This is a genomic window from Vasconcelosia minhoensis LEGE 07310 (assembly GCF_015207255.1).
GTDB lineage: Bacteria > Cyanobacteriota > Cyanobacteriia > Phormidesmidales > Phormidesmidaceae > Vasconcelosia > Vasconcelosia minhoensis.
This window is the reverse complement of the sequence record NZ_JADEXG010000011.1, coordinates 64,582-89,596: the sequence shown is the minus strand read 5'-3', so window position 1 is coordinate 89,596 and position 25,015 is coordinate 64,582. Positions and strand designations below refer to the sequence as shown.

At 56.2% G+C, this 25,015-nt stretch carries 21 protein-coding genes; 4 read left to right on the top strand and 17 right to left on the bottom strand.

The features are described from left to right. Positions 1 to 2: 2 nt before the first annotated feature. The 7 genes from IQ241_RS06865 to IQ241_RS06835 all read right to left on the bottom strand — a co-directional run bounded on the left by IQ241_RS06865 (position 3) and on the right by IQ241_RS06835 (position 7,709). Positions 3 to 821, bottom strand: coding sequence for a hypothetical protein (locus IQ241_RS06865; protein ID WP_193905677.1), 819 nt, complete (start codon positions 819 to 821; stop codon positions 3 to 5). Positions 822 to 925: 104 nt separating this feature from the next. After that, the gene (locus IQ241_RS06860; RefSeq protein ID WP_193905676.1) at positions 926 to 2,041 is read right to left on the bottom strand and encodes an ATP-binding response regulator; all 1,116 of its coding nucleotides are present in this window, start codon (positions 2,039 to 2,041) and stop codon (positions 926 to 928) included. A gap of 36 nt (positions 2,042 to 2,077) precedes the next feature. Next, positions 2,078 to 3,523 (bottom strand): ATPase domain-containing protein, encoded by a 1,446-nt coding sequence (locus IQ241_RS06855; RefSeq protein WP_193905675.1) that lies wholly within the window; start codon positions 3,521 to 3,523, stop codon positions 2,078 to 2,080. Positions 3,524 to 3,597: 74 nt separating this feature from the next. Continuing rightward, positions 3,598 to 5,040, bottom strand: a complete 1,443-nt coding sequence (locus tag IQ241_RS06850; RefSeq protein ID WP_193905674.1) for a glycoside hydrolase family 13 protein — start codon at positions 5,038 to 5,040, stop codon at positions 3,598 to 3,600. Positions 5,041 to 5,156: 116 nt separating this feature from the next. Then, on the bottom strand, positions 5,157 to 6,002 hold the full coding sequence (locus tag IQ241_RS06845) for an aldo/keto reductase (protein WP_193905673.1): 846 nt from the start codon (positions 6,000 to 6,002) through the stop codon (positions 5,157 to 5,159). 43 nt (positions 6,003 to 6,045) lie between these two features. Continuing rightward, the gene (locus tag IQ241_RS06840; RefSeq protein WP_193905672.1) at positions 6,046 to 6,471 is read right to left on the bottom strand and encodes an OsmC family protein; all 426 of its coding nucleotides are present in this window, start codon (positions 6,469 to 6,471) and stop codon (positions 6,046 to 6,048) included. An 89-nt stretch (positions 6,472 to 6,560) separates the two neighbouring features. Continuing rightward, entirely contained in the window at positions 6,561 to 7,709 is a 1,149-nt protein-coding gene (locus IQ241_RS06835) for a precorrin-8X methylmutase (RefSeq protein WP_193905671.1), read from the bottom strand. Between the two features lie 63 nt (positions 7,710 to 7,772). On the opposite strand from IQ241_RS06835, the gene IQ241_RS06830 reads away from it, so the two are divergent. Further along, a complete protein-coding gene (locus tag IQ241_RS06830; protein ID WP_228021451.1) occupies positions 7,773 to 9,692 on the top strand; it encodes a heavy metal translocating P-type ATPase in 1,920 nt (639 codons plus the stop codon). 33 nt (positions 9,693 to 9,725) lie between these two features. Here IQ241_RS06830 and IQ241_RS06825 read toward each other — a convergent pair whose 3' ends face one another. The 5 genes from IQ241_RS06825 to IQ241_RS06805 form a co-directional block, all read right to left on the bottom strand. After that, entirely contained in the window at positions 9,726 to 10,331 is a 606-nt protein-coding gene (locus IQ241_RS06825) for a phosphate-starvation-inducible PsiE family protein (protein WP_193905669.1), read from the bottom strand. Positions 10,332 to 10,390: 59 nt separating this feature from the next. After that, the gene (locus tag IQ241_RS06820) at positions 10,391 to 12,151 is read right to left on the bottom strand and encodes a diflavin flavoprotein (protein WP_193905668.1); all 1,761 of its coding nucleotides are present in this window, start codon (positions 12,149 to 12,151) and stop codon (positions 10,391 to 10,393) included. 48 nt (positions 12,152 to 12,199) lie between these two features. After that, complete coding sequence (locus IQ241_RS06815) at positions 12,200 to 13,936, bottom strand: diflavin flavoprotein (RefSeq protein ID WP_193905667.1); 1,737 nt, start codon at positions 13,934 to 13,936, stop codon at positions 12,200 to 12,202. Positions 13,937 to 14,109: 173 nt separating this feature from the next. Then, positions 14,110 to 15,405, bottom strand: coding sequence for a DUF2330 domain-containing protein (locus tag IQ241_RS06810; protein ID WP_228021450.1), 1,296 nt, complete (start codon positions 15,403 to 15,405; stop codon positions 14,110 to 14,112). Between the two features lie 116 nt (positions 15,406 to 15,521). Next, positions 15,522 to 16,421, bottom strand: a complete 900-nt coding sequence (locus IQ241_RS06805; protein WP_322743595.1) for an RnfABCDGE type electron transport complex subunit D — start codon at positions 16,419 to 16,421, stop codon at positions 15,522 to 15,524. 783 nt (positions 16,422 to 17,204) lie between these two features. Between IQ241_RS06805 and IQ241_RS06800 the strand changes: the two genes are divergently transcribed. The 3 genes from IQ241_RS06800 (at position 17,205) to IQ241_RS06790 (ending at position 19,699) form a co-directional block, all read left to right on the top strand. Continuing rightward, on the top strand, positions 17,205 to 17,465 hold the full coding sequence (locus tag IQ241_RS06800) for a hypothetical protein (RefSeq protein ID WP_193905665.1): 261 nt from the start codon (positions 17,205 to 17,207) through the stop codon (positions 17,463 to 17,465). Positions 17,466 to 17,654: 189 nt separating this feature from the next. Next, entirely contained in the window at positions 17,655 to 18,623 is a 969-nt protein-coding gene (locus IQ241_RS06795) for a CobW family GTP-binding protein (protein ID WP_193905664.1), read from the top strand. Beyond that, positions 18,611 to 19,699, top strand: a complete 1,089-nt coding sequence (locus tag IQ241_RS06790; RefSeq protein ID WP_193905663.1) for a WD40 repeat domain-containing protein — start codon at positions 18,611 to 18,613, stop codon at positions 19,697 to 19,699. Before IQ241_RS06795 ends, IQ241_RS06790 begins: the two co-directional genes overlap by 13 nt. Before the next feature lie 76 nt (positions 19,700 to 19,775). Here IQ241_RS06790 and IQ241_RS06785 read toward each other — a convergent pair whose 3' ends face one another. The 5 genes from IQ241_RS06785 to IQ241_RS06765 form a co-directional block, all read right to left on the bottom strand. Next, the gene (locus tag IQ241_RS06785; RefSeq protein WP_193905662.1) at positions 19,776 to 20,396 is read right to left on the bottom strand and encodes a hypothetical protein; all 621 of its coding nucleotides are present in this window, start codon (positions 20,394 to 20,396) and stop codon (positions 19,776 to 19,778) included. 132 nt (positions 20,397 to 20,528) lie between these two features. After that, positions 20,529 to 21,344, bottom strand: a complete 816-nt coding sequence (locus IQ241_RS06780; RefSeq protein WP_193905661.1) for an ABC transporter permease — start codon at positions 21,342 to 21,344, stop codon at positions 20,529 to 20,531. A gap of 6 nt (positions 21,345 to 21,350) precedes the next feature. Continuing rightward, positions 21,351 to 22,205 (bottom strand): ABC transporter permease, encoded by an 855-nt coding sequence (locus tag IQ241_RS06775; protein ID WP_193905660.1) that lies wholly within the window; start codon positions 22,203 to 22,205, stop codon positions 21,351 to 21,353. A gap of 39 nt (positions 22,206 to 22,244) precedes the next feature. Continuing rightward, positions 22,245 to 23,552 (bottom strand): ABC transporter substrate-binding protein, encoded by a 1,308-nt coding sequence (locus tag IQ241_RS06770; RefSeq protein ID WP_193905659.1) that lies wholly within the window; start codon positions 23,550 to 23,552, stop codon positions 22,245 to 22,247. 108 nt (positions 23,553 to 23,660) lie between these two features. After that, positions 23,661 to 24,881: an ABC transporter ATP-binding protein gene (locus IQ241_RS06765; protein WP_228021449.1), complete on the bottom strand. Its 1,221-nt coding sequence runs from the start codon at positions 24,879 to 24,881 to the stop codon at positions 23,661 to 23,663. Positions 24,882 to 25,015 lie beyond the last annotated feature (134 nt).

Genomic DNA, 25,015 nt, shown 5'->3' with positions numbered 1-25,015 from the left:
TTTTAACTTGCCGATTCCCTGATAGGACCGTTGTAGTCAACTACGACGCTGCGATCGCGATTATCGACGGTGACTACGCTTTCGATCGGATAGTTGCCATTGGCAGCTTGGCTGGGGCTGCCGCCCTGGAAGGTAAAGGTGATGCTGCCGTCCTGATTGATGACGTAGGGCGCTTGGTTTACGTCACCGTGCATGGCGGGCTCGGCCCGGTAGGACCCCAGACCGCCGTTAAGCCGCTCTGCCGCCTGTCGGGCTTCGTTTTTGGCCCGGACTAGCACAAAGTGGTCGTTTGCTCGCGAGACGAAGTCGGGCTGAATGGTGCTAGGGGGCGTGTCTGCCGCAATGTCTGTTCTGAGGTCGCCATTGTAGTCGATGACGGTTTCCCAGCTGGTGACATCGACGGTAATGATGCTTTCAACGCTGTAGATGCCTGCGGCGACGTCGGCAGGATTGCCCCCGCGAAAGGTAAAGGTAACCGTGCCATCGTTATTGTCTACGTAGGGGACCTGGAGGATAGACCCGTGCATGGCTGACTCAGCTCGATATTCGTTCAGTCCGCCGTTGAGCCGTTCTGCCGCCTGCCGGGCTTCGTTCTTAGCTCGAACTAGAATGAGATGGTTGTCAACCTGGGCCACGAGCGGCGCGGCGCTGTTTTGGGCTGTGACTGTCTGGCCTACTGACTGGCTTGGGGGTCCACTATCAGCCGGGGTGGTTCCGGCAGCAGCAGCGCCGACTGAAAGCAAAGCGCTGGCCCCGACCAGTGCGCCCAGCCTCGAATGTTTGAATGCTTTTCTTGAAATCGTATAGAGGTGCTCCAGCATATTGGCCTCCCAAAATATTAGCTTTCCAAAAACGTACCTTAAGTCGGATGAAGTCATTTGACTGAGCGAATCGGCCAATCGCTCAGGTGTCACCTGCCTTAAGGCTATACGTTGGCAGAGTTCACCTCTCGATGGGCTAAATCCGGTAAAGTGACGACAAATGTTGTTCCAGCATTGACCTCGCTGCTGAACGAAATCGTTCCTCCATGCAGGTCAACGGCCTGTTTTACAATTGCCAATCCCAGCCCGGTCCCTGAAACCTCGCCCACATTAGCGGCTCGGTAAAAGGCATCAAAGAGACTTTTCTGATCTTCAGGAGAAATTCCAATGCCCTGGTCTTGGATCTGAAAGACAACATCTGCCGAACGGCGCTGTATCTGGAGTTGAACAACGCTATCTGATGAAGAATACTTAAGCGCATTGGATAGCAAATTGGTCAGAATCTGTCGGAGTAAAACCTCGTCGCAATAAGCCGGATCGTGTTCCCCTTCATAGGTAACATGGACTGTGCGAGCATAGCTGCTGCTGAGCTTAACTTCTTCAATCAGCTTGCGGCAGAACGGTTCAAGCGTAATGGCGACCGGGGCCAGGTCCAAACCATTCACCTCGGTCTTAATCATCACCAAAACGTCATCCAGCAGCGTCGTCATCCGTTTGACGGCCTTCTGAATCCGCTGCAAAAAGTCAGCTTTCTTCTCGGAAACGGCATCTTGCTTTGTTTCCAGCAGCTGCGTCAGGCCCGAAATCATATTCAGGGGGCTGCGGAACTCATGGGAGGCAACCGAGATGAAGCGCGACTTGAGCTCGTTTTGCTCCCGTTCGCGGGCGAGTGACTCGCTCAGCTGAAGAGAAAAGCGGCGCGATCGCAGCAGCATTTCCACCCGCACCCGCAGCTCTGCCTTTTCAATCGGCCTAGCTATCAGCTCGTCGATGCTCTCCCACAGATTGCGCGTCATGAGCTTTACATCAGGGCGGGAGGTGATCAGCAAAACGGGTAGAAAAACCGGCTGTTCTTGCTGTTTTCGGCTCTGAATCTCTTCCCACAGATGAGTTAGCGCTCTACCGTCTAAAATGCATAGATCGAAGGGGTCATCTGTGAAAGAAACCGGCTTTGTTTGCGCTACCGTGTTTTCAACGGTGACCTCGTAATACTGTTTCAGGTATTCCGCTAGCAGACGGCGATTTTCAGACTGTTCTACAAGGATTAAGATCTGTGCCATCGGCTTACCTGAGCTATCCTGCTGCGTAAGACCATCTTACTCAACTATTTCCTTGGTGGATATTGGAAAGCCGCTTAGAATGCCGTGCAGCTGGTTCAGCGGCTGTCCCACTTTCATGCCGTACCGGCTAATCTCAAACTCACGCAGGGTTTTCTCAAAATTGCTCATGCGCTTTTTCAGAACCCCGATTGCGCGGCGCAGCCCACCCTTAAATTCTAGATATCGTAGAAAAATAATGTTGTCGGCTAGGTAGCTAACCCCAATTTCTGTAGCTCGAAAATCGCCGGTGATATTCTCTGTTTCATTGACCAGAAGTACGGCAACGCCTACATTCTGTAAATACTTGCATAATGCGTGAATGTGACTGACCAAATCATTACCCCGGACCGAGAGGCGGTACCCCGAGAGACTGTCAATCATCACAATCTGCACGTTCTGCTGCTCTACTTCTTTGATCACCAGATCGGCAAATTCGTCTGGCGAATACCGCAATGGCTCAATTTGAACGACTGAAAGCGTTCCCTGCTCTAGCATTGCATCTACGGCGATATTGATGCCTCTAGAACGGCGCAGCAGCGTCTCTCGGCTTTCTTCAAAAGAATAAATTACCGATCGTTCACCCCGTCCAGCGGCTTCTTTCATAAATTGAGACCCGAGAGTACTCTTGCCTACCCCACTCGGACCGGTGATTACCGTGATGCTGCTACGCTCGATGCCACCGTCCAATAGCTCATCGATCTCAGGAATGCCAGAGGAGATTGTTTCCATCTCAAGCGAGTGCCCATAAATATCGGGGATCAGCCTGGGAAAAAGTACCATCCCAGTTGAAGTGAGCTGGATTGAATGCTGCCCGCTACGAAAATCGCTACCTCGGAACTTTGAGACCTGCAAGGAGCGTTCATGCTGCTCCAGTTTGAGGCTAATCACACCGTCGCTCATGAACTGTAGGTCGTCGTCTGGCGCGGCTTCACTATCCTCTGACGTAAATAGGACGGTGGCTCCGCGCTCTCTCAAAAATCGTAGAAACGACAGCACCTGCTTGCGAAACTGAAATGCATCGGCGGCAAAATAGCGAAACTGCGTAATCGAGTCAATAAAAATACGCTGGGGTTTGAGCGATTCGATCTGCTCGACAATTTCCCGGGTCATCGGTTCTCGCTCGACCTCTGCGGGAGAAAAGATGTCATAGGTCTGAACCTGAGCAAAAAAATCCGTTGTCGGGCTGAGGTCGAGAAATGTCGTAGACCACAGGTTTAAGCCTAGCCCCTGAGCCGTATTCTTAAGCTGCTCTACCGGTTCCTCCAGGGTGATGAACAGGCTCGTTTCACCATTATCGGCTGCCGCCGCCAAAAAGTGCAGGCCAATGGTGGTCTTGCCTGTCCCGGGCTGGCCCCGCACCAGATAGGCCCGATTGGCAAGGTAGCCGCCGTCAAGCACCGTATCTAATCCCGCAATGCCTGACTGCAAGCGCTTCTGATCCAAACTGCTTTCCTGCTCTCAACGCTGATTCAACAAATATGATACACCGCGCTCAAGAAAGTAGGCCGCTGCCCGGGCTATACGGCAATTAGCCCTTTACGAGCGGGCAATTCTAATATCAGGTTTTGCTGCCCTCGTGGGGTCACTTCCCCCTGGCCATAGAGAATTTTTTGGGGCAAAGGCCGGTCTAGAGAAATCTTAAGTGTTGCGGCGGTCTCTCCAGTATTAACTGCGACAACCAGCATCTCATCATCTAGAAGGCGGGTAAAGCAATAGCATAGACCCTCGGCAGCCAGCGTCCGATATTGACCGATACGCAGGGCCGGATAGGCGTGGCGCAGGGCAATCAGATCTTTATGCAGCTGGAGGAGCGGCTGGTTCCAGTCGGGCTGTTGGGGAAATACCCGGCGGCAGTCGGGATCGAGTCGTCCCGGTAGACCAACCTCGTCGCCGTAGTAAATGCTCGGCGCACCGGGGAAGGTCATGAGTAGCAGCACTGCCAGTTCAAAGCTGGCCAGGTCTTCATCGACAACGCTGAGGGCACGGGCGATATCGTGGCTGGAGAGCAGGTTGAGCTGGGTCAGCTGAATTTCCCAGTCGTAAAGATCGAGCAGAGTTTGGATTTTTTCCGCATAGCCCTGGGCGTCCAGCGGCGGGTAGGGCAGGTAGTCGGGCAGCTCAACCAGCGGCTTAACGACGCGATCGCGCCCCGCAAAGGCCAGCGTCGGTCCCGTAAACAAGTAGTTCATCACGCCGTCGAACTGGGTGCCATCGAGCCACTGGCGGGCGTCCGTCCAGACTTCGCCGACGATGTAAGCTTCGGGGTTGAGGGCCTTGACGCGATCGCGAAACACTTTCCAAAAGCCCGGTGTCTTCACCTCAAAGGGCACATCCAGCCGCCAGCCGTCGATGCCCTGGCGAATCCAATATTCGGCAATCCGCATAAGGTATTCCTGCACCTGCGGATTGTCGTGGTTGAAGGTGGGCAGGGCGCGATTATCCACCCAGCCGCGATAGTTAGCCAGCTTTTCCCCATCGTAGGCCGACAGCGGCCAGTCGTGGATGTCAAACCAGTCGAGCCAGGGCGAATGGGGGCCATTTTCTAACACATCGTTGAAGTAGAAAAAGCCGCGGCTGGAATGGTTGAAAACGCCGTCGAGCACCACCTTCATGTCTCGGGCGTGGGCGGCCTGGAGCAGATCGAGAAATGCCTCGTTACCCCCCAGCAGCGGATCGACCTGGTAGTAGTCGTGGGTATGGTAGCGGTGGTTGCTGGCCGAGCGAAAAATTGGCGTAAAGTAAATCGCGGTGACGCCCAGGTCTTGCAGATAGTCGAGCTGGTCGATTACGCCCCAGAGGTCGCCGCCCTTATAGCCTTGCAGCGTCGGTGGGCTATTCCAGGGCTCTAGCGGCACCTGCATCTCAGGCGGCAGGTCTGGCCGAGTCGAGCGCGCAAAGCGATCAGGGAAAATTTGGTAGAAAACCGCATGTTTGACCCAGTCTGGGGTTTGAACTTGCATAAAGGCTGCTGTCGGACTCCTTTAATAATTAATAGCCTACTGAGTTAGCGCCATTTTTTCTTTGGTCGAACGGTAGAAAAGCGCTAAACTGCCTGCTGGACAATTTGATCCCTCGACTATCGAATCTCCAAGGCCGTCTTCCGGCGCGGCGGTGGAAAAGCCCGCTCTAGCTCGGCTAGGTCTTGGGCGGTTAGGGTCAGGTCGAGGGCGGCCCGGTTCTCGCGCACGTGCTCGGGCTGGGTTGCTTTAGGAATGACGACGATGCCCTGCTGGAGCAGCCAGGCCAGGGCCACCTGAGCTGGGGTAACCTCGTGCCGGGTGGCCACGGCTTGCAGCTGGGGCTGACCAAACAGCCTTTGCTGCTCGCTGGCCGACTGGCCAATGGGAGAATAGGCCATGACCGGCATCTGTTGCTGCCTGCACCAGGGCAGCAGATCCCATTCGATGCCGCGATGCATCAGGTTGTACATCACCTGATTGGTGGCGATGTTTTCGCCCCCCGGCCTGCGAATCGCCTTTGCCATGCCGTCCTGGTCAAAATTGCTGACGCCGTAGTCGCGAATTTTGCCCGCCGCTTGCAGCGACTGAAAGGCTTCTAAGGTTTCCGCTAGCGGCACTGAGCCGGGCCAATGAAGCAGGTAGAGATCGAGATAGTCAGTCTGCAAGCGCCGTAGGGAGCGATCGCAGGCCGCCACTGCCCCCTGCCGCGACGCATTGTAAGGGTAGACCTTGCTGACTAGGAAAACCTCTGAGCGCTGGCCTGCGATCGCGTCCGCAATCACTTCCTCAGCCCCGCCTTCGCCATACATTTCAGCCGTGTCAATCAGCGTCATCCCCAGCTCTATCCCCAGCTGCAGCGCCTCAACTTCAGCCGCCCGCTCTGAGGGCCGCTCTCCCATTTTCCAAGTGCCCTGTCCCAGGACAGGAATGGCATTTCCAGACGGCAGGAGCAGGGTTTTCATTGGATTCCTCTAGACGACAGCTGCGGAGCGGGGAGGAGAAAGGCTAGCTTTCTAACCGCGCATCCATGGTGATGTCGGCATTCAGCACTTTGGAGACCGGACAGTTCTCTTTCGCGGTATTCGCCGCTTTTTCAAACGCCTGTAGACTGGCCCCGGGGATCTTAGCGGTGACGTTCAGGTGCGCCTTGGTAATCTCAAACTCGTTGCTCTCGGTGTTGAGCGTCAGGCTAGCAGTCGTTTCAATCGTCTCGGGGGTGAGACCGGCTTCGCTGAGCTGATCGGTCAATGCCATGGAGAAACAACCCGCATGGGCTGCCGCGATCAGCTCCTCTGGATTAGTCCCCGGCGTATGCTCAAAGCGCGTCCCGTAGGAGAGTTTTGAGTTATTGAGGGTACCGCTTTCGGTGGTAATTTTACCTTCGCCTTCCTTAATACTGCCCTGCCAGATAACAGTTGACTTACTTTCCATAAAAAAAATCCTTTTTTTACAACTAGTTTAGGCTTAGGCGATAACCCAATAAAAAGAATCCTCCAATAGACCGATCTCTTTTCTTGCGGTCAATGAGTTCTTTCCTTTAAGTAGCAGTGACAGTCGGGTTTCTCGATCAAGGAAGCCGCTAACGCATTCAGCCCGACTGCGCCAAGCAGACCGCCCCCAGCAGTTCCCTCAATCGTAATCGATGGAACCGATAGCTGCATCAGCCGCCGCTTGGCCGCAGGGGCGTGACTAAAACCGATGGGCATACCAATCACTAAAGCCGGTTGGAGCTGCGCGGCAAGTGTTCGCGCAGCGTCTCCAGAGGAGTTAGACATGCCGTAGGCGATTGCATCGCAAATCCTGACCAGCAAAGAGGGCGCATAGCCCACGATTAAAATGCAGCCTCGGGGCAGCTGAGACAGCCGCTGCTGCCAGTCAGAGACCTGCCAGCAGCTGGCTTCCGCTTCAGCAGCGCTGTGAATGTGAGGATCGTCTAACAGCGTCAAAGTTTCACAGCCTAGATGAGCTAGACGAGTTTGATCAAGGGCTGCCGTCACCATCGGTACGTCACCGACAACAGCGCAGCCCGCCCCGAGGGCTGCTCGGGCTGCTTTAATCGCTCCATGACTGAGCCGTACAAAGGAAACCAGGCTGACATCTCCGCAGGCCAGCACCAGCTGTGAGAGCAGATCTACTTCAATTTCTGACCGCTGCGACAGATCCGGCAGAAGCTGCTGTAGCGCCTCCTGAAAGTTCTCGGGATGATTATCCACTGCCGCATCTAAGCGGTGCCAAAGCGATTCTGTTATGGCCTGCTCAGCTCGCGATTCTGCTTCTAATCGCCGCAGCTGAGCCAGTGCCTCAGCCTGAACCGACTGACAGGCGCGATCGCGGCCAATCAGTCCCTCCAGCGCCGTCGCCGTCTGCCGTAGCTGCACCAGCTGCTGTACAACACTCTGATACTGTCTTTGCAGCTGTGCGCTCAGGTCTGGCTCAGGAGAACTTTCGGTCGCCAGCACCTGCTTAATGTGAGCCAGCTGAAATCCTTGCTGCTTAAGGCTGACAATCCGCCTTAGTCGCTGGATATCCGCGTCGGTATAGAGGCGATAGTTGCTGCGCGATCGCTGCGGCGGCGGCAGCAGGCCAAGCTGATGATAGTGCCGCACCATGCGCGGCGTAACGCTGCCAACGGCAGTCGAAAGCTGCTTGATCGTAAAGGTTTGAGTCATACCTTGACCTTAACATTAATGTCAAGGTTTAGGGTGGGACGGCTGCTATCGGCTCTGCTCGCTATGACGACCGCGCTCAATTTACCCGACCCGCTCAAGCGGCTTACTCAGGCTTTCCCTGACGCTGTGGCAGTGGTCATCTGTGCCATTTTGCTACTGCTGGGCTGGCTTAGCCTGCATTTGGGCTGGATCGGCATCGGCGTCTGGGTGCTGCTAGCGGCCTATGCAATTGGCGGCTACGACAGCGCTCGTGAGGGGCTGACTACTCTGTTCCGAGAGCGAGAATTAGATGTTGATCTGCTGATGATTGTGGCGGCACTGGGCGCAGCCGGGCTGGGCCTGTGGCGGCAGGAATACCACCTATTAATCGATGGGGGCATTCTGATTTTAATTTTTGCCATCAGCGGCGCGCTCGAAAGTATTGCCATGCGCCGAACCGAGCGCAGCATCCGAGCCTTGATGAGCCTGACGCCCGAAACGGCGCGAGTAGTAACGGCCCAGGGTGAACAGACCCGGCCCATTCGGCAGGTCAGGCTGGGCGATCGCGTCTTAGTCAAGCCGGGCGAACGAGTTCCGCTAGACGGCCTAATTCGCTCGGGCAGCAGCACCCTGAACGAAGCCTCAATCACCGGGGAGTCAGTACCGGTTGAGAAAGCGACTGGGGATGAGGTCTTCGCGGGGACGCTCAACGGCAGCGGCGCACTCGCCTTAGAAGTCCACACGCCGCCTGAGAGCAACCTGATCCAGCGAATCATTCAGCTGGTGGAGCAGGCCCAGCAGGAAACGCCGCCTTCGCAGCAGTTTATCGAACGGTTTGAGCGGGGCTATGCTCGGGTGATTGTCGTCGTGGGCCTGATGCTGGCGGTGCTGCCGCCGCTGGCCTGGGCTTGGAGCTGGGAAACAACAATCTACCGCGCCCTGATTTTTCTAGTGGTTGCTTCCCCCTGTGCGCTGATGGCGGCGATTATGCCGACGCTGCTGGCAGGGATTGCCAACGGGGCTCGGCAGGGGATTTTGTTTAAGGACGGTGCTCAGCTGGAGCTGTTGGGGCAGGTCAAGGCGATCGCGTTTGACAAAACCGGCACCCTAACCACCGGTCAGCTCCAGGTTTCGCAGGTGATTCCCAGTCCTGGCCAGACGGCAGCTCAGGTCCTACAGGTCGCCGCCTCCCTCGAAGCCTACTCAGAGCATCCGATTGGGGCTGCGATTGTCGGCGCTGCCGACTCGGCGCTGCTGCCGGTAGACAATCCTCAGGCAGTCGCGGGTCGAGGCATAACCGGTCAGGTCGCCGGGCTGCCCACAAGGGTCGGACGGATAGATTTGACCCAGGGCGATCGCATTTCCTATGGGCCAGAACTAGACGCCGCTCGCGAACAGCTAGAAAGTCAGGGGCAAACGGTCGTTTGGGTCTTGCAGCAGGAGCAGGTGCTGGGGCTGATTGCGGTGGCTGACGAAGTACGATCGCAGTCTCAGGCGATGGTTCAGCGGATGCGATCGCTCGGCATCCAGCAAACCGTCCTGCTCACGGGCGACAATCCCCGCACGGCGGACAGCGTTGCCCAAGCCGTCGGCATTGATCGAGTCTATGCCCAGCTGCTGCCGGAAGACAAAGTCAAGGTGATCAAACAGCTTCAGCAGCAGTACGACCAGGTCGCGATGGTCGGCGATGGCATCAACGATGCCCCCGCCCTGGCCCAGGCCACCGTCGGCATTGCGATGGGCGGTACCGGCAGCGACGTCGCCCTAGAAACTGCCGATATCGTTCTCATGGCTAACCGACTGGATAGGCTAGAAGCCGCTATCCAAATCGGTCGCCGCTCCCAGCGCATTGTCAAACAAAACATCGTTTTTGCGCTGACGGTTATCGGCCTGCTGCTGATTGCCAACTTCGCCGGCGGCATCAACCTTCCCGCCGGCGTTGTCGGCCACGAAGGCTCCACCCTGCTAGTGACCCTCAACGGCCTCAGACTCCTGAGACGGTAAGGCTATGAGCGGTGAAGCCCGATACCGCTGGAGCTATGCCTTGGATGACACCGGCAGCGGCGACCTGTCAGAATCGGCTGACGAAGTATTCATCTCGGACATATCGCGATGATTCCTAGATGAATTCTGCGTCGAACGCTGGTTTGTTGTCTGGCTGCCAAGGCGCGATCGGTGACGTTCAGATACAACTTGTTCTGGATCAATTCCCTCAAAGGTGGGCGGTATCCAAACCCGGATCACGAGCAGTCCTCCTAGCACCAGCAGAAAAACGCAGGCGGCTAGAACCTGAACCCAGGGCGTTTCCAAAACACCGCGCAAAATCATCTCCCTAAGAACAGAGACGATGGATACTTCGACCGCAACCCCAATGGATACTCGATGCTCTTGTAAATAGATAATTAATAGGCGAAACAATTCCACTAAAATTAGCAGAAACAATATGTCTGATGTCACTGGCTGGAAATCGATAGGGGGAAGTAGCGATAGCACCATTTCTCGCAGTTGGAGAACCATGACACTAAACAATCCCACACATAGGCAAATCACAATTAGATCTTGAACAGTCTCTAAAAGCCGAATAACACCGCTGCTGTTTAACCAGCGATACCAGGGGAGAGAAGGCGATTGTTGCGAGTTCATAGTCAGCGTCTCGATGGGTTAACAAGTTGACAGATTGGCTCAAAAAGAAATTCTTTTGCTCAGTATTGGCTACCAGATTTACGATGCTGAATCGCGGTGACGCCGCTGGTTTCCAGCAAATCCCCCTGATTGACCGCGGCATAAACGAGCCAGTGATCGCCACAGCGAATCCAGCTTTGGACCGTGCATTCCAAATAGGCGAGGGCATCTTCTAGCATCAGACAGCCATTTGCGGCAGTGCGATGGGCGACCTGGCTAAAGGGATCATCGCCTGGCCTGGGCTGATAGGAGAAATGCCGCCGTACCGTCCGGCCCTCCTTTAGGATATTCACGACAAACTGAGCACCGGGCTGAATCAGGCTCTCTGCATAGTGCTCCGCCGCGATCGCGAGCATCAGTCCCGGCGGGTCAAAGGTCGCTTGCGAGACCCAGGCGGTCAGCATACCGCTGTGGCTATCGCCCTGCCGGGTGGTGACGACGCAAATTGAGCCGACCACCCGACCGACGGCCTGCTCGGTACGGTCGGTCTGGGTCTCGGTCACCGCCTGACGCGGGGTGCGCTGTTTCTTCTGCTTTCTCAGCTGCTGCGCAAACTCAGCACCCGCCTGCTGACAGGCTTCGAGGGTCGGCTGGTCTGGGCTAAAGCGAACGCGAATCGTCTCAAACCCCAAGCGAAAGCTGCTGTCTCGCAGTTTGCCTTCGATCCAGTCAATGGCTTCGCCACTCCAGCCGTAGGAGCCAAAGACGCCAGCCAGCTTAGTTTTAACCGAAGAAGCGAGCACGATACCCAAAGCCGTTTGCACCTGCACCGGGGCATGGCCTGCCAGGGTCGGTGAACCGATGATAAAGCCGTCGCTGGCCGCAATCGACTGAGCCAGCTCAGTTGGGTCAGCTAGCTCGCAGTTAATCGATTCAACCGCGACCTCCGACTGCATCAAGCCCTGCGCGATCGCGTCTGCCAGGATAGCAGTATTGCCATAGGCCGAGGCGTAGAGCAGGGCCACCCGTAGGGTTTGCTGAGCCTGCTGCTGACACCACTGCCGATAGTCATGATGCAGGCGGCTGAGGCTGTAGCGCACCAGCGGTCCGTGACCCGGGGCAAAGCATTGAACCGAGAGCGGCGCAATTTGCTCTAGGGCCGCTGCCACCTGCTTCGCCTGGGCGGCGTGAAGACAGTCAAAGTAATAGCGCCGATCGACCTCCAGCTGCCGCCAGTTCTGGTCAAACACCTGATCGCCGCAGACGTGAGCCCCGAAGAGTTTGTCGCTAAACAGCGTTTGGGTCGCCGGGTCGTAGGTGCAGAGCCCGTCGGGCCAGCGCGGTGTCGGAACGGTAAACAGCTGTAGGTGATGGCCCTGGCCCAAATCCAAACTGGTCTGGGGCGGGCAAACTGGCTGGATGCGGCTTTCCCAGTCGGGAAAGGTGGTTTTGAGGGCCTGGGCGGCGGGGCGTGAGCAGACTATTGTGACCTCGGGCAGCCGCTCCATTAAAACGGCCAGGGTCGCCATCCGGTTGGGGTTGACATGGCCGAGGATGATGGTGTCGGGCCGGGTCTGCTCTAGATAGGGCTGGAGTTCTTCTAGAAAAATTTTCGTGAATGATTCGCCGGGGGGATCGATGAGCGCGACGCGATCGCCGCAGACCAGGTAGGAATTGGCGGTTGTTCCCCGGCGGCGGCCATATTCCACTTCAAACTTCAGCCTTTCCCACATCCGCGATCGCATTACGGTTGTCTGCGGCCCGACCTCGACAATCTGCACGTCGCGGGGGCGAGGCGGGGTCGATACGGGCTGGGGGGAATGTAATAAATTACTGGCCATAGGAATTTTCTCCAAGCAAATGAACAACCAGATTGTTAAAATCCAGCTTTAGTAGTGATTGCCTGCTTTACGGTGGTGAACTGCCGTTAGACCGTCGCGTTTGGCGACTCGGCCCGTTTGAACGGTGCCGTAGACAATCCAATGATCGCTACAGTCCAGCCGACTGGTGACTTCGCATTCCATATAAGCCAGGGACTCGGCCAGGATCGGAGACCCGTTGAAGGCAGTGTAGGTTTCAACGCCAGCAAAGCGGTCGGCCCCCGGCGGAAAGCGCTTGAGGAAATGCCGCATCAGGGGCTGATAGCGCGCTTCTTCTAAGACGTTCAGCACAAAGCAGTCGCCGACATGCAGCAGTGATTCAATGGCGCGATCTTTGGAAACCGCGATCGCAACCCCCAAAGGATTCAGGCTGGCCTGAATCACCCAGGAGGCTAGCATCGCGCTCGATACGTCGTTCTTTTTCGCCGTGACGATATACAGCCCGTTGCTGATGCGGCCCAAGGCCCGGTCCAAATCGGAATCCAGCGACTTGCCCGGTTTCTTCATTTGATTTTGAATCAGCCACTGCCCTAGATCCGTTCCCGCTTCGTCACAGAGCTGATCGGTGGCTTCATTCGGAGCGGTCTTGATCAAAATTGGCGGAAATGCCTCCGTCAGCCCGATTTCTCGAAACTGATTGCGCAGCGGGTAAATCGGCTCATCCTGCCCTCCACCCGTTTCAAATAGGCCAATCGCCTGACGGCTCGTCGCCGTCGCCAAAATCGTACTCAAGCCGGGATGAGCGGCTGCGATCTGATCGGTCTGGGGCGGCATCCCGATCACCAGGCCCGCCGCATACTTAACCAGCTCTCGCACTTCGTGGGAATCGGCCACTGTCAAATCCACCAGCTCAACCGCGACCCCGGTTTTGGCAATGCCGTCGGCGATCGCCCGCACAATGCGATCGCTATAGCCATATTCATCCCTATAAAACAGCGCCACAAAGGTCTCGGACTGGGTCTGGTTTTGACTCCAGTCGCGATATCGCTCTACCCAGTCCGCCCGGTGGTGCTGCAGCAGCGGTCCGTGGCCGGTGGCAATTAGATCTACTGAAAATTTATCGATCCGCTTCAGCGCCATCAGCACAGAGCGGGCATTGGGACCCATCAGGCAGTCATAGTAATACTGGAAGTCGGCCTCCATCAGATCGGGAACTTCGTCATACAAAAAGTCATTGCAATAGTGCATGCCAAACACATCGCAGGTGTAAAGCACGTTCGTTCCCGCATCGTAGGTAAAGATAGTGTCTGGCCAGTGCAGGTTGGGCGCAGAGACAAACTCCAGCTCGTGCCCCCGGCCCAAATCCAGCTGATGCCCGCTCTTGACGACCATTGAGGTAAAGGGCCGATGCACCATATTCTCTAGAAACTGGATGGCCACCTTGGAACCGACCACCGTGATGTGGGGAGCCCAGTCCAGAATCTCTTCCACCAGGCCGCTGTGGTCGGGCTCGGTGTGGTTCACAATCAGGTAGCTGAGCTCAGCCGGGTCAACCTGCTGAAACAGATAATCCAGGTAGAGTTCGCGAAACTTGCGGTGCGAGGTGTCAATCAGGGCCAGCTGGTCACCGCGAATCAGAAATGAGTTGTAAGTGGTCCCATTCTGTAGGTCAAATTCAATATCAAAGCGATCGCGATCCCAGTCTAAGCAGCGAATCGCAAAGCTATCCGGGGCAATCTCGGCCGTTTGGAGGGTTAGGCGTCTTTGGGGACGCAAAGACTGTTGCGAATCAACAAGTGCAACCATAAGGACTCTATCACCAATGCGAAATCAACATGTACTCATGTCTGTCCCTATGGTGGTCGAGATTCCATTTGCTGTAAAATGTCAATTCTAAAATTAATTCATAATAAATTTATATAGATTGCGGATTTCAGTTAAGCTAAAGAAATTAATGTGTCCTAGCAAAGCCTGTCAGATTAAAGGCTTAGCAATGACCACAGGGACTGCCACCAGGAGTCCGTAGCCTCCGCTTCAAACCGGGGCTGCTCAGTTCGGACGGAATCTATCTGGGGCAGCTGGCGACGGATATCATTGATATTCCAGCCAGTCAGGCGAGCCAGGGACTGGGCCTCTTGCTCAAAGCGCTGGGGCAGCTGACGGCGATAGGCTTCGCCAGCGGGGCAGCTGGTAGGTCCCAGATAGGCATGGGTCAGCACGTAGCGACCCTGGAACTGCTGCTGGTTGCTCGTTTCCTGAAACATCAGGTCTTCGGGAAACTTGTTGCGGGTGTAGCGAACGTGGAGCCGGGAAATGAAAACGCTGGGCCATTCCCCAGGCCGTGTCCAGAATACCCCGGCCTGGCTGAGCTCCTCAGGCGTCAGCGGGTCTGCCGAGCAGGGGTCGCAGTTGCCCATATTCCAGGCATATTCCAGAAAGGCGACGTTCTTGCCTTCCCGCTCATAGCTGCGCTGAAACATATCCGTATAAAAGTCGTTGAACTCGTCTTTGACAAAGAGCGGAATGTTAGCATCGGAGGGAATCGGCACGGCGCGATAGTTGGTCAGCTCGGTTCTGCCGTTGCGCGATAAAAGATACACGACCAGATCCTGCTCTGACTCGGCATTTATCATCCCCAGCCGAATCGGCAGCATAAAGCGCGGCGACTCATAGCTCATCTGCAACGGGCGCAGGCTTTGAAAGCCCTGCTGGTCAAATTCTTGCAAATTGACCTTGGCGACGAAAAACTTCATTCCCTGGCGAATGTAGGGCTGTAGCAAACTGCTGGCGCCATCTGGAATGCGGTAGTCGTTTTCCCGCAGCCAGGTTTGCAGGCCGTCCGATTCTCGGGCGCTGAGAATCAGAATGTCGTATTCACCCACCGAAAAGCTAGATTCGACGGTGACGCCTAGTGCCTGATTGCTTGCAGACGTTCCCCCATCGGCTGCTACCGGTGCCTCCGACTCCAATCGAAACATTTCTGGATAGGGGCGCGGCGCGCAGGGGTTTTCGTCAAAATATTCCACCAAGCGGGGGGCGCTAAAGGCGTCGAGTCGGTCGAGAATCGTAGGGTCAGCCACTTTGACCTGGTCTTCTTGCAGGACGACCGGCACGGGTACCACCATGGCAAAGTCAGCCACCTCACCCTGATAGTCGTTAGCCATGGTGAGCACGGTGCGATCGCCATCCCGAGCAATTGCTACCTGAGAAGCCCGATTGTAGAGGCTGGTGTCGGCTTTGGCGACATAGAAGCCGCAGAAGGCCCAGGCGGGCATCGCGAAGGAGACTAGACAGAAGAGCAATAGACCCAGGAAGGGAAAAAATTTGAGCTTTAAATGGTCAGAAACGGAGTGATTCATCATTTGCGACAAATTGCTTTCTAAGAAAAGATTTATGCTTGGGGCAATGTATTGGGCTCAAACGAGAAGCGCTTTCGCCATTCAAACCGTGGGGCTGCCCAGATTTTGTCCAGGACTAGGGTAAGGGGGGCGATCGCGAATAAGGCCCAAAACACAGCGGTAGACAGATAAAACTGGTTGCGCAGGATGAAGGTGAGGAGCGCGATCGCGCCTGCCCAGATCAGCCTTGCCGGTCGCGCGTTGGGAATCGAGCGGGGGTCGGTGACCATAAACAGAGCAAACAGCAGCAGCGAGCCGCTGGACAGGCGATGTGCCCACACGTCCCAGCTCCAGCCCAGGTAGAGATTGCGCAGCGCCTCTAGCAGCGCATAGCTGCCCAAGAACATGCCGGTCGTATCCCAGCGCCCCACCCGCCTGAGTACAATCCCACCGGCTCCCAGGAAAATCAGCGCATACCAGATCTCTTCTCCCCACTGTCCCGGTGAAACCCACGCATCCTGAGTGAGGGTGAGGACGGCGATGATGCCGAAGTTAGCCGGATTAAAAAAATGCTTATGATTAGCCTTAAATAGAAACTTGCTGGCGATCGCTAAACCGGCGGCAAGGGCCATCGTCCAGAGGTGATCGGTACGCAGTAGCAGGCTAAGGCCAAGGGCGGTAATCAGAGGGCTGCGCCAGTTTAGGGTGAATTTGTGATTTGTGATTTGGGGATTGTGATTTGGGTTAGAGAAGTCTTGTCTATCAGGACAGTTTGATGACTTTCGTCCTGACCAGTCATGAGTCGCCCAGGAAAAGCCAGCCTGCACGGCCAGACTCACCCCGACCGCTACGCCAACCATTTCTGGCCGCAGCGACCAGTCGCGCATCGCCACGCCGAGCAGTAGAAACAGCGTTAAAAATACAATCTGGTGGTCCCGAGCGTCTTTGAGCACCGGTCGCCTCCTCAGCTTCACAAGTTGAAGCCAGTATGACAAGCGGGTTATACCGCAGACTGTGGGTTACAGATTTGGTAACCTGCTCCTCAGCAATCAACGCTCGTCAATCTTTCAACCTTCCTGTCTAGGCACCGCTTAAGTACCTGAGCATTGAAATTTACATAAAAGAACTTGTCATTCCGAGTAGAGCGTAGACGCTTGCGGCTTCCCGCAGGGTGGAATCTCTCGAACGCTGATGCTTCTGGGTGAGATACCTCGACCAGTTACGCTTTCAGCGTCGCTCCGCGGGTTCATGCCCCTTGGGCTATACGGCATGACATCAGACTCTGCTCTGCAAAAAGCATGTAATTAATTTTGATTGACTACTTATCGTCATTGCAACAGTATTGGCGGAAGTCAATCATTGTGCTGTAGTTCGTGCCGATGACCGAGGCAGCGTAATTTTCTGCCCTAGAGAGGGTTTCAATAACCCATTGACAAAACGCTAAGCAAGTCATTGATTGCCTGGCTTTATAAGTAAAACTCTACACAAAAGTTTTCCTTATGTATCGGATTTAATAATTGATTCCAAATTAGCAAGGTTTTCTGTTGGTTTTGAGATTTTACGAGATAGATTTTAACTAGTCGATTAAAAGATGTCGATTCCCGCTTCTCCAACAAACTTTTTAAAGCCTGTGTGCTTTGTTTGACAGCAGTTGGCCCTCTCTGGAGGGGTATCTTTAAAGCCGACTGCGCGTAGCCCTCTCAAACTTTATGTTGTACCGAGAACAAGAGATTTCTATGAACGGCCTAAAACTTGACGCCCCCCTAGACGAAGCCTGGGTAGTCCATATCTACGATCGCAATCGCCGCCTGCGCTGTACGCTTTCTCCTTCCCATGTTTGGACGTTCTTTGCCGGGTTGGGAATGGGCGCTCTCGCAGCTATTGTAGGCGTAAATCTAAGTCTATCAGCCGCTCCCCAGTCCTCAACTGCCGCTCTCCCCACAGCTGCGAACGGTCAGCCAGCTCAGCCGAATGAACTCCTGCTTCGACTCGATTGAGCCTGAAGTGAATGAAATTGACTCGTCTCGATCAGCCGTTGACGGGTATAAACGGACGGCTTTTGCTGCTTGCCGACTCTGTTTGACAACCGCGATCGCGCGAGAAATAAGGTTCGCTATGTACTTTTTAGGCGGCTAGAGGTCTTTGATAATAGAGGCGTTCTACGTTCCTGAAGCGGCGCGAATACTATGACGACATCGGTTTCTCAGGCGGTGCCTGTGACGGTTTTGACCGGATATCTGGGAGCGGGTAAAACCACGCTGCTGAACCGCATCCTGACCCATGAGCATGGTAAAAAGGTGGCCGTGATCGTCAACGAGTTTGGGGAGGTGGGAATCGATCATCAGCTCGTTATCGACACGGACGAAGAAATTTTTGAGATGAACAACGGCTGTATTTGCTGCACCGTGCGGGGCGACCTGATTCGGATCATCGGCAATCTCATGCAGCGCCGCGATCGGTTTGACCATCTGGTGATCGAAACCACTGGCCTGGCCGATCCGGCTCCGGTCATTCAGACCTTCTTTGTAGACGAAGATATTCAGTCGCAGCTGGCTTTGGATGCGGTGGTCACTGTTGTGGATGCCAAGCACATTCAGCAGCATTGGGACAGCGATGAAGCACAGGAGCAGATTGCCTTCGCCGACGTGATCTTGCTGAACAAGATGGACCTGGTTTCGCCAGACGAGCTAGATCAGCTGGAGCGTCGCATCCGCAGTATGAACGCGATGGTGAAAATCTATCGGACTGAAAACGCTGCTCTGGATATTGAGACTGTGCTAGGCGTGCAGGCGTTCGACCTGGACCGCGCTCTGGAAGTCGATCCAGACTTTCTCAGCGAAGATGCCCATGAGCATGACGAGACCGTTTATTCCCTGGCGATTACCGAAGACCAGCCGCTGGATCAGGGCAAGCTCAGCGCCTGGGTCAATCAGCTGTTGGCAACTAAAGGGCCGGATATCTTTCGGATGAAGGGAATCTTGAACCTGGCCGGAGACGACAGGCGCTATGTATTTCAAGGGGTGCATATGATTTTTGACGGACGCCGCGATCGCGCCTGGAAAGCGACTGAACCGCGCCGCAGCGAAATGGTCTTTATCGGTCGCAATCTGGACGAAGCCGAGCTGCGAGCCGGGTTTCGCACATGCCTGGCGTAGGCCAGTCCGCCGAATCCTTCCGGCTCCTGTGGCAACATCGGCTGAGTGACTATGTCAGCGCCCTCGCTTGGTCTGCCGATGGTCAATGGCTAGCGGCTGCCTCGGCCCAGGGTGAGCTGGTGGTCGTGCAGGCGGGTACGGACGGCTTCTTATCTGAAGAAAATTGGATCTTCACGTTGCCGTCAGCCCAGGCTGAAGCCATTAGCGGTATCGGTTTTTCCGCCGACAGTCGAATGCTTGCCGCTGCTGGCCAGGCCGGTACGGTCACGCTCTGGGCCATGGATGCGCCAGATTTCCCTCAGATCCGCCAGCGGTCTTACCCCGGAATCTGGATCGATCGGCTGGCCTGGCATCCGCTTAAGAATCAGCTGGCCTACAGCGTCGGGAAAGATTGCTATCTGTGGGATGCCGCCGCCGATCGCCTGGTCGCGCAGCTCAACTTTCAGGCTTCTTCCGGGCTGCATCTGGCCTGGCATCCTCAAGGTGAGCGTTTAGCGGTCAGCGGTCATGGCGGGGTCAAGGTCTGGTCGGCGGCGGACTGGGCAGCGGAGCCCACGCTCATTCAGGTGCCGGGGGCGAGTCTCTATGCGGCTTGGTCAGCTGAGGGTCGCTATCTGGCCTCAGGCAATCTTGACCGCACGCTCACCGTGGTGGAGTGGGGCAGCCCGCCACCCTGGTTTATGCAGGGGTTTCCGGGCAAAGTGCGCTGTCTCAGCTGGTCAGATTCGCCCACAAAGTCTGGTTCCCCCTTACTTGCGGCGGCCTGTGCTGAGGGCATTACGGTATGGGAGCGGACGGCCCAGCCCGGCGGCGGGTGGAGGTCTCAGGTGCTACAGCAGCATCGAGGTACGGTAAATGCGATCGCGTTTCAACCCCGGACGCAGCTGCTGGCATCGGCGGGTCTGGATGGCCTGGTTTGTCTCTGGCCGCAGGGCGGTCATGTCCAAACGCTGAAGGGCCTGACAGCAGGAAGTTCTGGCCTCAGCTGGCACCCCTCCGGCCAGCTGGCGGTGGCGGGCAGCGCCGGAGAGCTGATGGTTTGGACTCGCAATCGTCGGGGTGTGGGTTTTGGCTGATCAGTTTCCGCCGGGTTGTGACCGCTGAAGCCGTGATTTTCTAAGGCGAAGTGAGCTATAGGCCAGACATGTAAACTTACGGACAGAGTCGGCAAGCGCCCTCTTGGGGATTGATGATGCCGCAGGTGGCAAACTCGCCGGCGGGGGTTGGGCCGGGCCGAAAGGCTAGCAGGGCTTCGGCACCAGAAGCGGTGCTTTGGCGAACGAGGAGCGTTCCATCCCAATACTGAAGGCCCGAAAGGCTGGCCAGGGGATAGCTGGAGAACTCATCGGGAAAAGCGCGATCGCCCGGCACCTGAAGCCGATAGAGGGCATAGGTCCCGACGTCCTGCGGAGCGACGATAAAGACAGCTGACTGCTGCGTCTCCACACATTCGTCGAGCAGTACCGGCACCGCAATATGACCGGTTGCCTGGTCCACCACTGGCGTGCCCACAATCCGTCGGGCGCTAAAGACTTTCTCCGGCACCTGGCTCAGGGTCGCGCAGTCCGTTGCTTCTAGGAGCCTGATCTTCCAGTCGGTGATGTCATAGGTCGAGCTGTCTCCGTCTTCCCAACTCAGCTGGATAGCCGTACCGTCAGCGGTCGCTTCAACATGAGTCGGAGCAGGCTCCTGAGCGACTGCTAGCAAAGGCAGAACCGCCAGCCCACCGTCAAGCGCTAGCGCAACCCAGGTTTGAAAAAAGCGATTGCTCACTGACACCTCTATCCTGCAAGAAGCCGCGATCACCCCACCACTCCATCACTCTATCACTCCTAACGCCTACGCTGCGCGAACACTCCCGACGCCTACAGCGATGCTTCACGAACACCCCAACCGCGATCGCGTCTATCCGCCTCGCTGTCGCTGGCTATAGATGCGATAGCCACTATAGGCGATTGCGATCATCGCGAAGGAAAAGATTGTGGTCAGCGTGCCCAGGGCATAGAGGGCAGGCGAGGTGACGTTGGTCGTCATGCCGAAGACCTCCAGCGGCAGGGTATTGTCCTGACCAGAGACCAGCGAAGTCCGGGTAAATTCGTCGTAAGAGAGCGTAAAGCCGAGAATCGTGATCCCAATCAGGCTCGGGGCTATCAGCGGTAGGACAATCTCCTGAAAGGTTTTCACGCCGCTGGCCCCCAGGTCTCGGGCCGCCTCTTCATAGCTTGGGTCAAATCGGTTGAACACGCCTAGCATAATCAAAAAGGCAAACGGCACCGTCCAGGTCAGGTGTGCCCCCAGCCCCGATGAAAACCAGTTGGTCGGCCAGCCCATCACCTGGAAGAGGATGCCAATGCCCAGGGAGACCAGAACGCTAGGGACGATTAGGCTGGCAATGGTCAGGTATAAAATCACTGACGCGCCCCGAAAGCGGCTGCGAAAGGCCATCGCGGCGGGGACGCTGACGGCAATCGCGATCGCGGTAACCAGCAACCCCAGGGTCAGCGATCGCTTAAACGGCTCGACAAAATTGCCCACCCGCTGCTCCTGAAAGACCTGCCCCAGCCAGTAAACACCAAAGCTGCGGACTGGAAACATTAGCTGGCCGTCGGGTCCCTGAAGCGAGAGTAGAACGATGGCAATAATCGGTCCGTAGAGAAATAGGACAAACAGGCAAAAGAAAATCAGCAGCAGATAAAACGAGAGCGAGCGCTTCTTTAGCATGAGCTGCTACATCTCCTTGCGGACATCAACCGTACGCAAAATCAGAACCACTAGCAGCAGCGTCACCGCCAGCAGCACCACCGCATTCGCCGCTGCCAGCGGATATTGCAGGCTGCCAATTTGGGTATTGATCAGCTTACCCACCGAAGCCGACTGGCCGCCGCCCATCAGCCGCACGGTAATGAATTCGCCCATCACCAGCGTGACCACAAAAATAGAGCCGATTGAAATGCCCGGCGCGGCCAGGGGCAGAATCACCTCTTTGAGGATTTGAAAGCCAGAAGCCCCCATATCCTGAGCCGCCGTGATCAGCCTACGGTCAATCCGCATCAGGCTGTTGAAAATGGGCGCAATCATAAAAAAGGCATACAGATAGACCAGCCCCACCACTACGGCAAAGTCGGAGTAGAGCAGCCAGGCCACCGGCGTTTCGACCAGCCCCAGGCCGGTCAGCGCCTGATTTACCAGTCCCTCTCGCCCCAGTACTGGAATCCAGGCAATCATCCGAATGATATTAGAAGTCCAAAAGGGAATGGTGCAAATTAGAAAGAGGATGACCTGCAAGCGCGGGTTATCAATGCAGAAAGAGAGGAAATAGGCGACCGGGAACGCCATCGCCAGGCAAACCGCCCAGACCAGGACGACATATTTAAACGTGTTCAGATAGGTATCCAGCGTCACGCTTGAGGTCAGCACGCCGCGGTAGTTGTCCAGCGTAAAGGCGGGCGTCATTGAGTAGCCGTTGAATTCCCAAAAGCTCACCACCCCGATTAGCACAATCGGCAGCACCAGGAAAATTAGCAAGACTATCGTCTGCGGCGCGACCAGGAAATAGGGGCGGAGAGCCTTGAGTTTAGACATAGGGCTTAGAACCCCCCAAGTTTGGGGATAAAGGGAGCATTAGGAGGCGATGAACTCGTTCCACTTCTGCACCAGGTAGGTGTTTTCATCCATGGTGGAGTTCCAAACCACAATGTTGCCGAAGCGTTCCTCAAAGGAGCCGCCGTCGCGGACTGCCCCCGCTTTCTCCAGCGTATTGCCAAAGGGATCGACAATATCGCTGGCGGCGGGCTCGCCCTCGTACCAGTAGGCCCACTCTTCCGGCGTCATATATTCCTTCGCTGTCTCCGGTACCGCGCTGTAGTAGCCCTGGCGTCCGAGGAATGACCCCACCCAGCCGTCGAGCATCCAGTTCATATATTCATAGGCGGCATCCAGGGCCATGCCTTCGAGGTTTTGCGACAGGCCAATGCCGCCGCCCCAGCCGCGATAGCCCTCCTTTAGCGGCGCATAGATGCACTCAATTTCCTTAGCCCGTACGGCGGTCACCGCTGGCGACCACATCGACTGTAGGATCACCTCGCCTGAGGTCATCAGGTTGACCGACTCGTCAAAGGTCTTCCAGAAGGCGCGGAACTGACCGTTGCGCTTCTGCTCCTTGAGGATTTCGGTAATCTGGTCGATTTCCTTTTTGGTCATGTTGCCCTTATCGGCAAAGGTCATCAGCCCCGCCGCTTCGGCCACCATGGCGGCGTCCATAATGCCGATTTGAGGAATATCCAGAATGGAGGTTTTCCCTTTGAATTCTTCGTCAAACAGGGCCGACCAGCTCTCAATTTGCCGTCCGGTCAGGTCGGGCCGGTAGCCCAGCGTATCAGCGTTGTACTGAAAGGGAACCAGGGTGGCGTAGTCCGTAGGCGTAGGCGAAAATTCGGTCGAGTCTGGCCCGGTCAGGTACATCACTGTGAAGGGTGTCGTCCCCTGAGAATTTTCGACCGGCATTCCTTTGAATTTTCCGGTGGTAAAGAAGGGGACAATTTTATCCCAATTCTTGATTCGGCTGATGTCAAGCGCCTGGAGGTTGCCAGAGGGGACGACCAGCGGCAGGCTGAAATATTCGCCGTCGAAGATGTCGTACTGGCCAGGCTGAGTAATCGCAATCTGGTTATTTTCTTCAGTGCTCAGCGCCCGCATATCGAGCTTAAAGCCCAGATCTTCCTGGGCCTTATCGCGGATTTCGTTAATTTGGGAAACGCCGGTGCCGATAAACCGCAGGGTGACTTCTTTGCTCTGGTTTGTGTTCACTTCCGGTCCGGTAGCCGGATTGTTGGGTGTGCCCTTTGGCGCAGAAGAGCAGCGGGTCGCCGTCAGAAAAGCCCCGGCGGCCAGCCCCGTTTGAATCATTTTACGGCGAGTCACTTTAGCCATAGTTCTGTTCCTCTAAACCCTCTAAAAAAATTGCGTTGAATTGCGTTTGCTCAAATTAAGCTGTTTGCGGCCTTCAGGCACTAGCCTGAGCGCTAATGTGATTGAAAATCAGTGTGAAAGAAAATTAGCGGCCTCCGTCGTCCAGTACAATTCGACGACCTGGCCCTCCTGCAGGTCGCGGGCCAGCCAGTCCTGGGTGCGGGCTTTGTAGAGCAGCTCCTGGCCGGTCGCCTCAGCCAGTAGCGCCACCCGGGTGATGTACCCGGTAAACTCAATGGCCGTAATCCGGGCTGAGAGGTGATTAGTCGTTTGCTCGGGCAGCTCTCCCCGCCGGGTCACCTGCATCCGGTCGGCGCGGATGCAGAATGCGGCTTCCATACCCACGTCGGGCGCGACCTCAGCTTGACAGGTAAATTTCCCCAGCTGAGGCACCTCTAGCTGCGCGATCGCGACTTCTCCGTCTGCCTCAACCTGGGTCACGTTGCCCTCGAACAAATTGTTATCGCCCATAAAATTAGCGACAAAGCGCGAGGCCGGGCGGTTGAAAATGCGCTGTGGGGTGCCCACCTGATCGACATGGCCATCGCCCATGACGACGATCTGGTCCGATAGGGAAAACGCCTCGTCCTGGGCATGGGTAACCTGGATGAAGGTGAGGCCAAACTGCTTTTGCAGCCGTCGTAGCTCTCCCCGCGTTCTCACCCGCAGGGTTTCATCCAGGGCGCTCAGGGGCTCGTCGAGCAGCAGCACCTGGGGCCGGGTGACCAGCGCCCGGGCTAGGGCCACCCGCTGCTGCTGGCCGCCGCTGAGATTGTCGGGCTTGCGCTGGGCAAAGTCGCTGAGGCCGACGATGTCTAGAATTTCGCCCACCCGCTGGCGTCGGGCCTGCCGGTCCAGCCGCTGCATCTTCAGGCCAAAATCGACATTGTCCCAGACCGTTTTATGGGGAAATAGGGCATAGCTCTGAAACACCATGGCTGTATCTCGCTTCACCGGCGGCAGGGCGTTGACCCGGCGACCACCGATAAAGACATCGCCGTAGGTAATCTCTTCGTGACCGGCGATCATCCGCAGCGTAGTCGTTTTACCGCAGCCGCTTGGACCCAGCAGGCAGCAGTAGGTGCCGGCTGCCACATCGATGCTGATGTCCTGAACGGCGACCACAGGGCCGTATTTCTTGGTCACGGCCCGCAGCGAAACGCCGGTAGCCTTCTCAGCAGTGGCTGCCGCTGAGGTCGAGGAAGTGGCTTCCAGATGCATATCTGGGCTCAGATCCGAACGGGTATCTGGCCCAACATCGGGGCTAATAGATGTGGAGGACTCTGGCATAAGCGCGGCTCCAGGACGACAGCGATGGCCCAAACGGTGCAGGTGTTGCAGCAGCGAATGATTCTTTATCGCCCGTCACCGGGGTTGAAACTGTATAGAGAATTGCATTTTGGCCGAATTTTCATCGGCGCAAA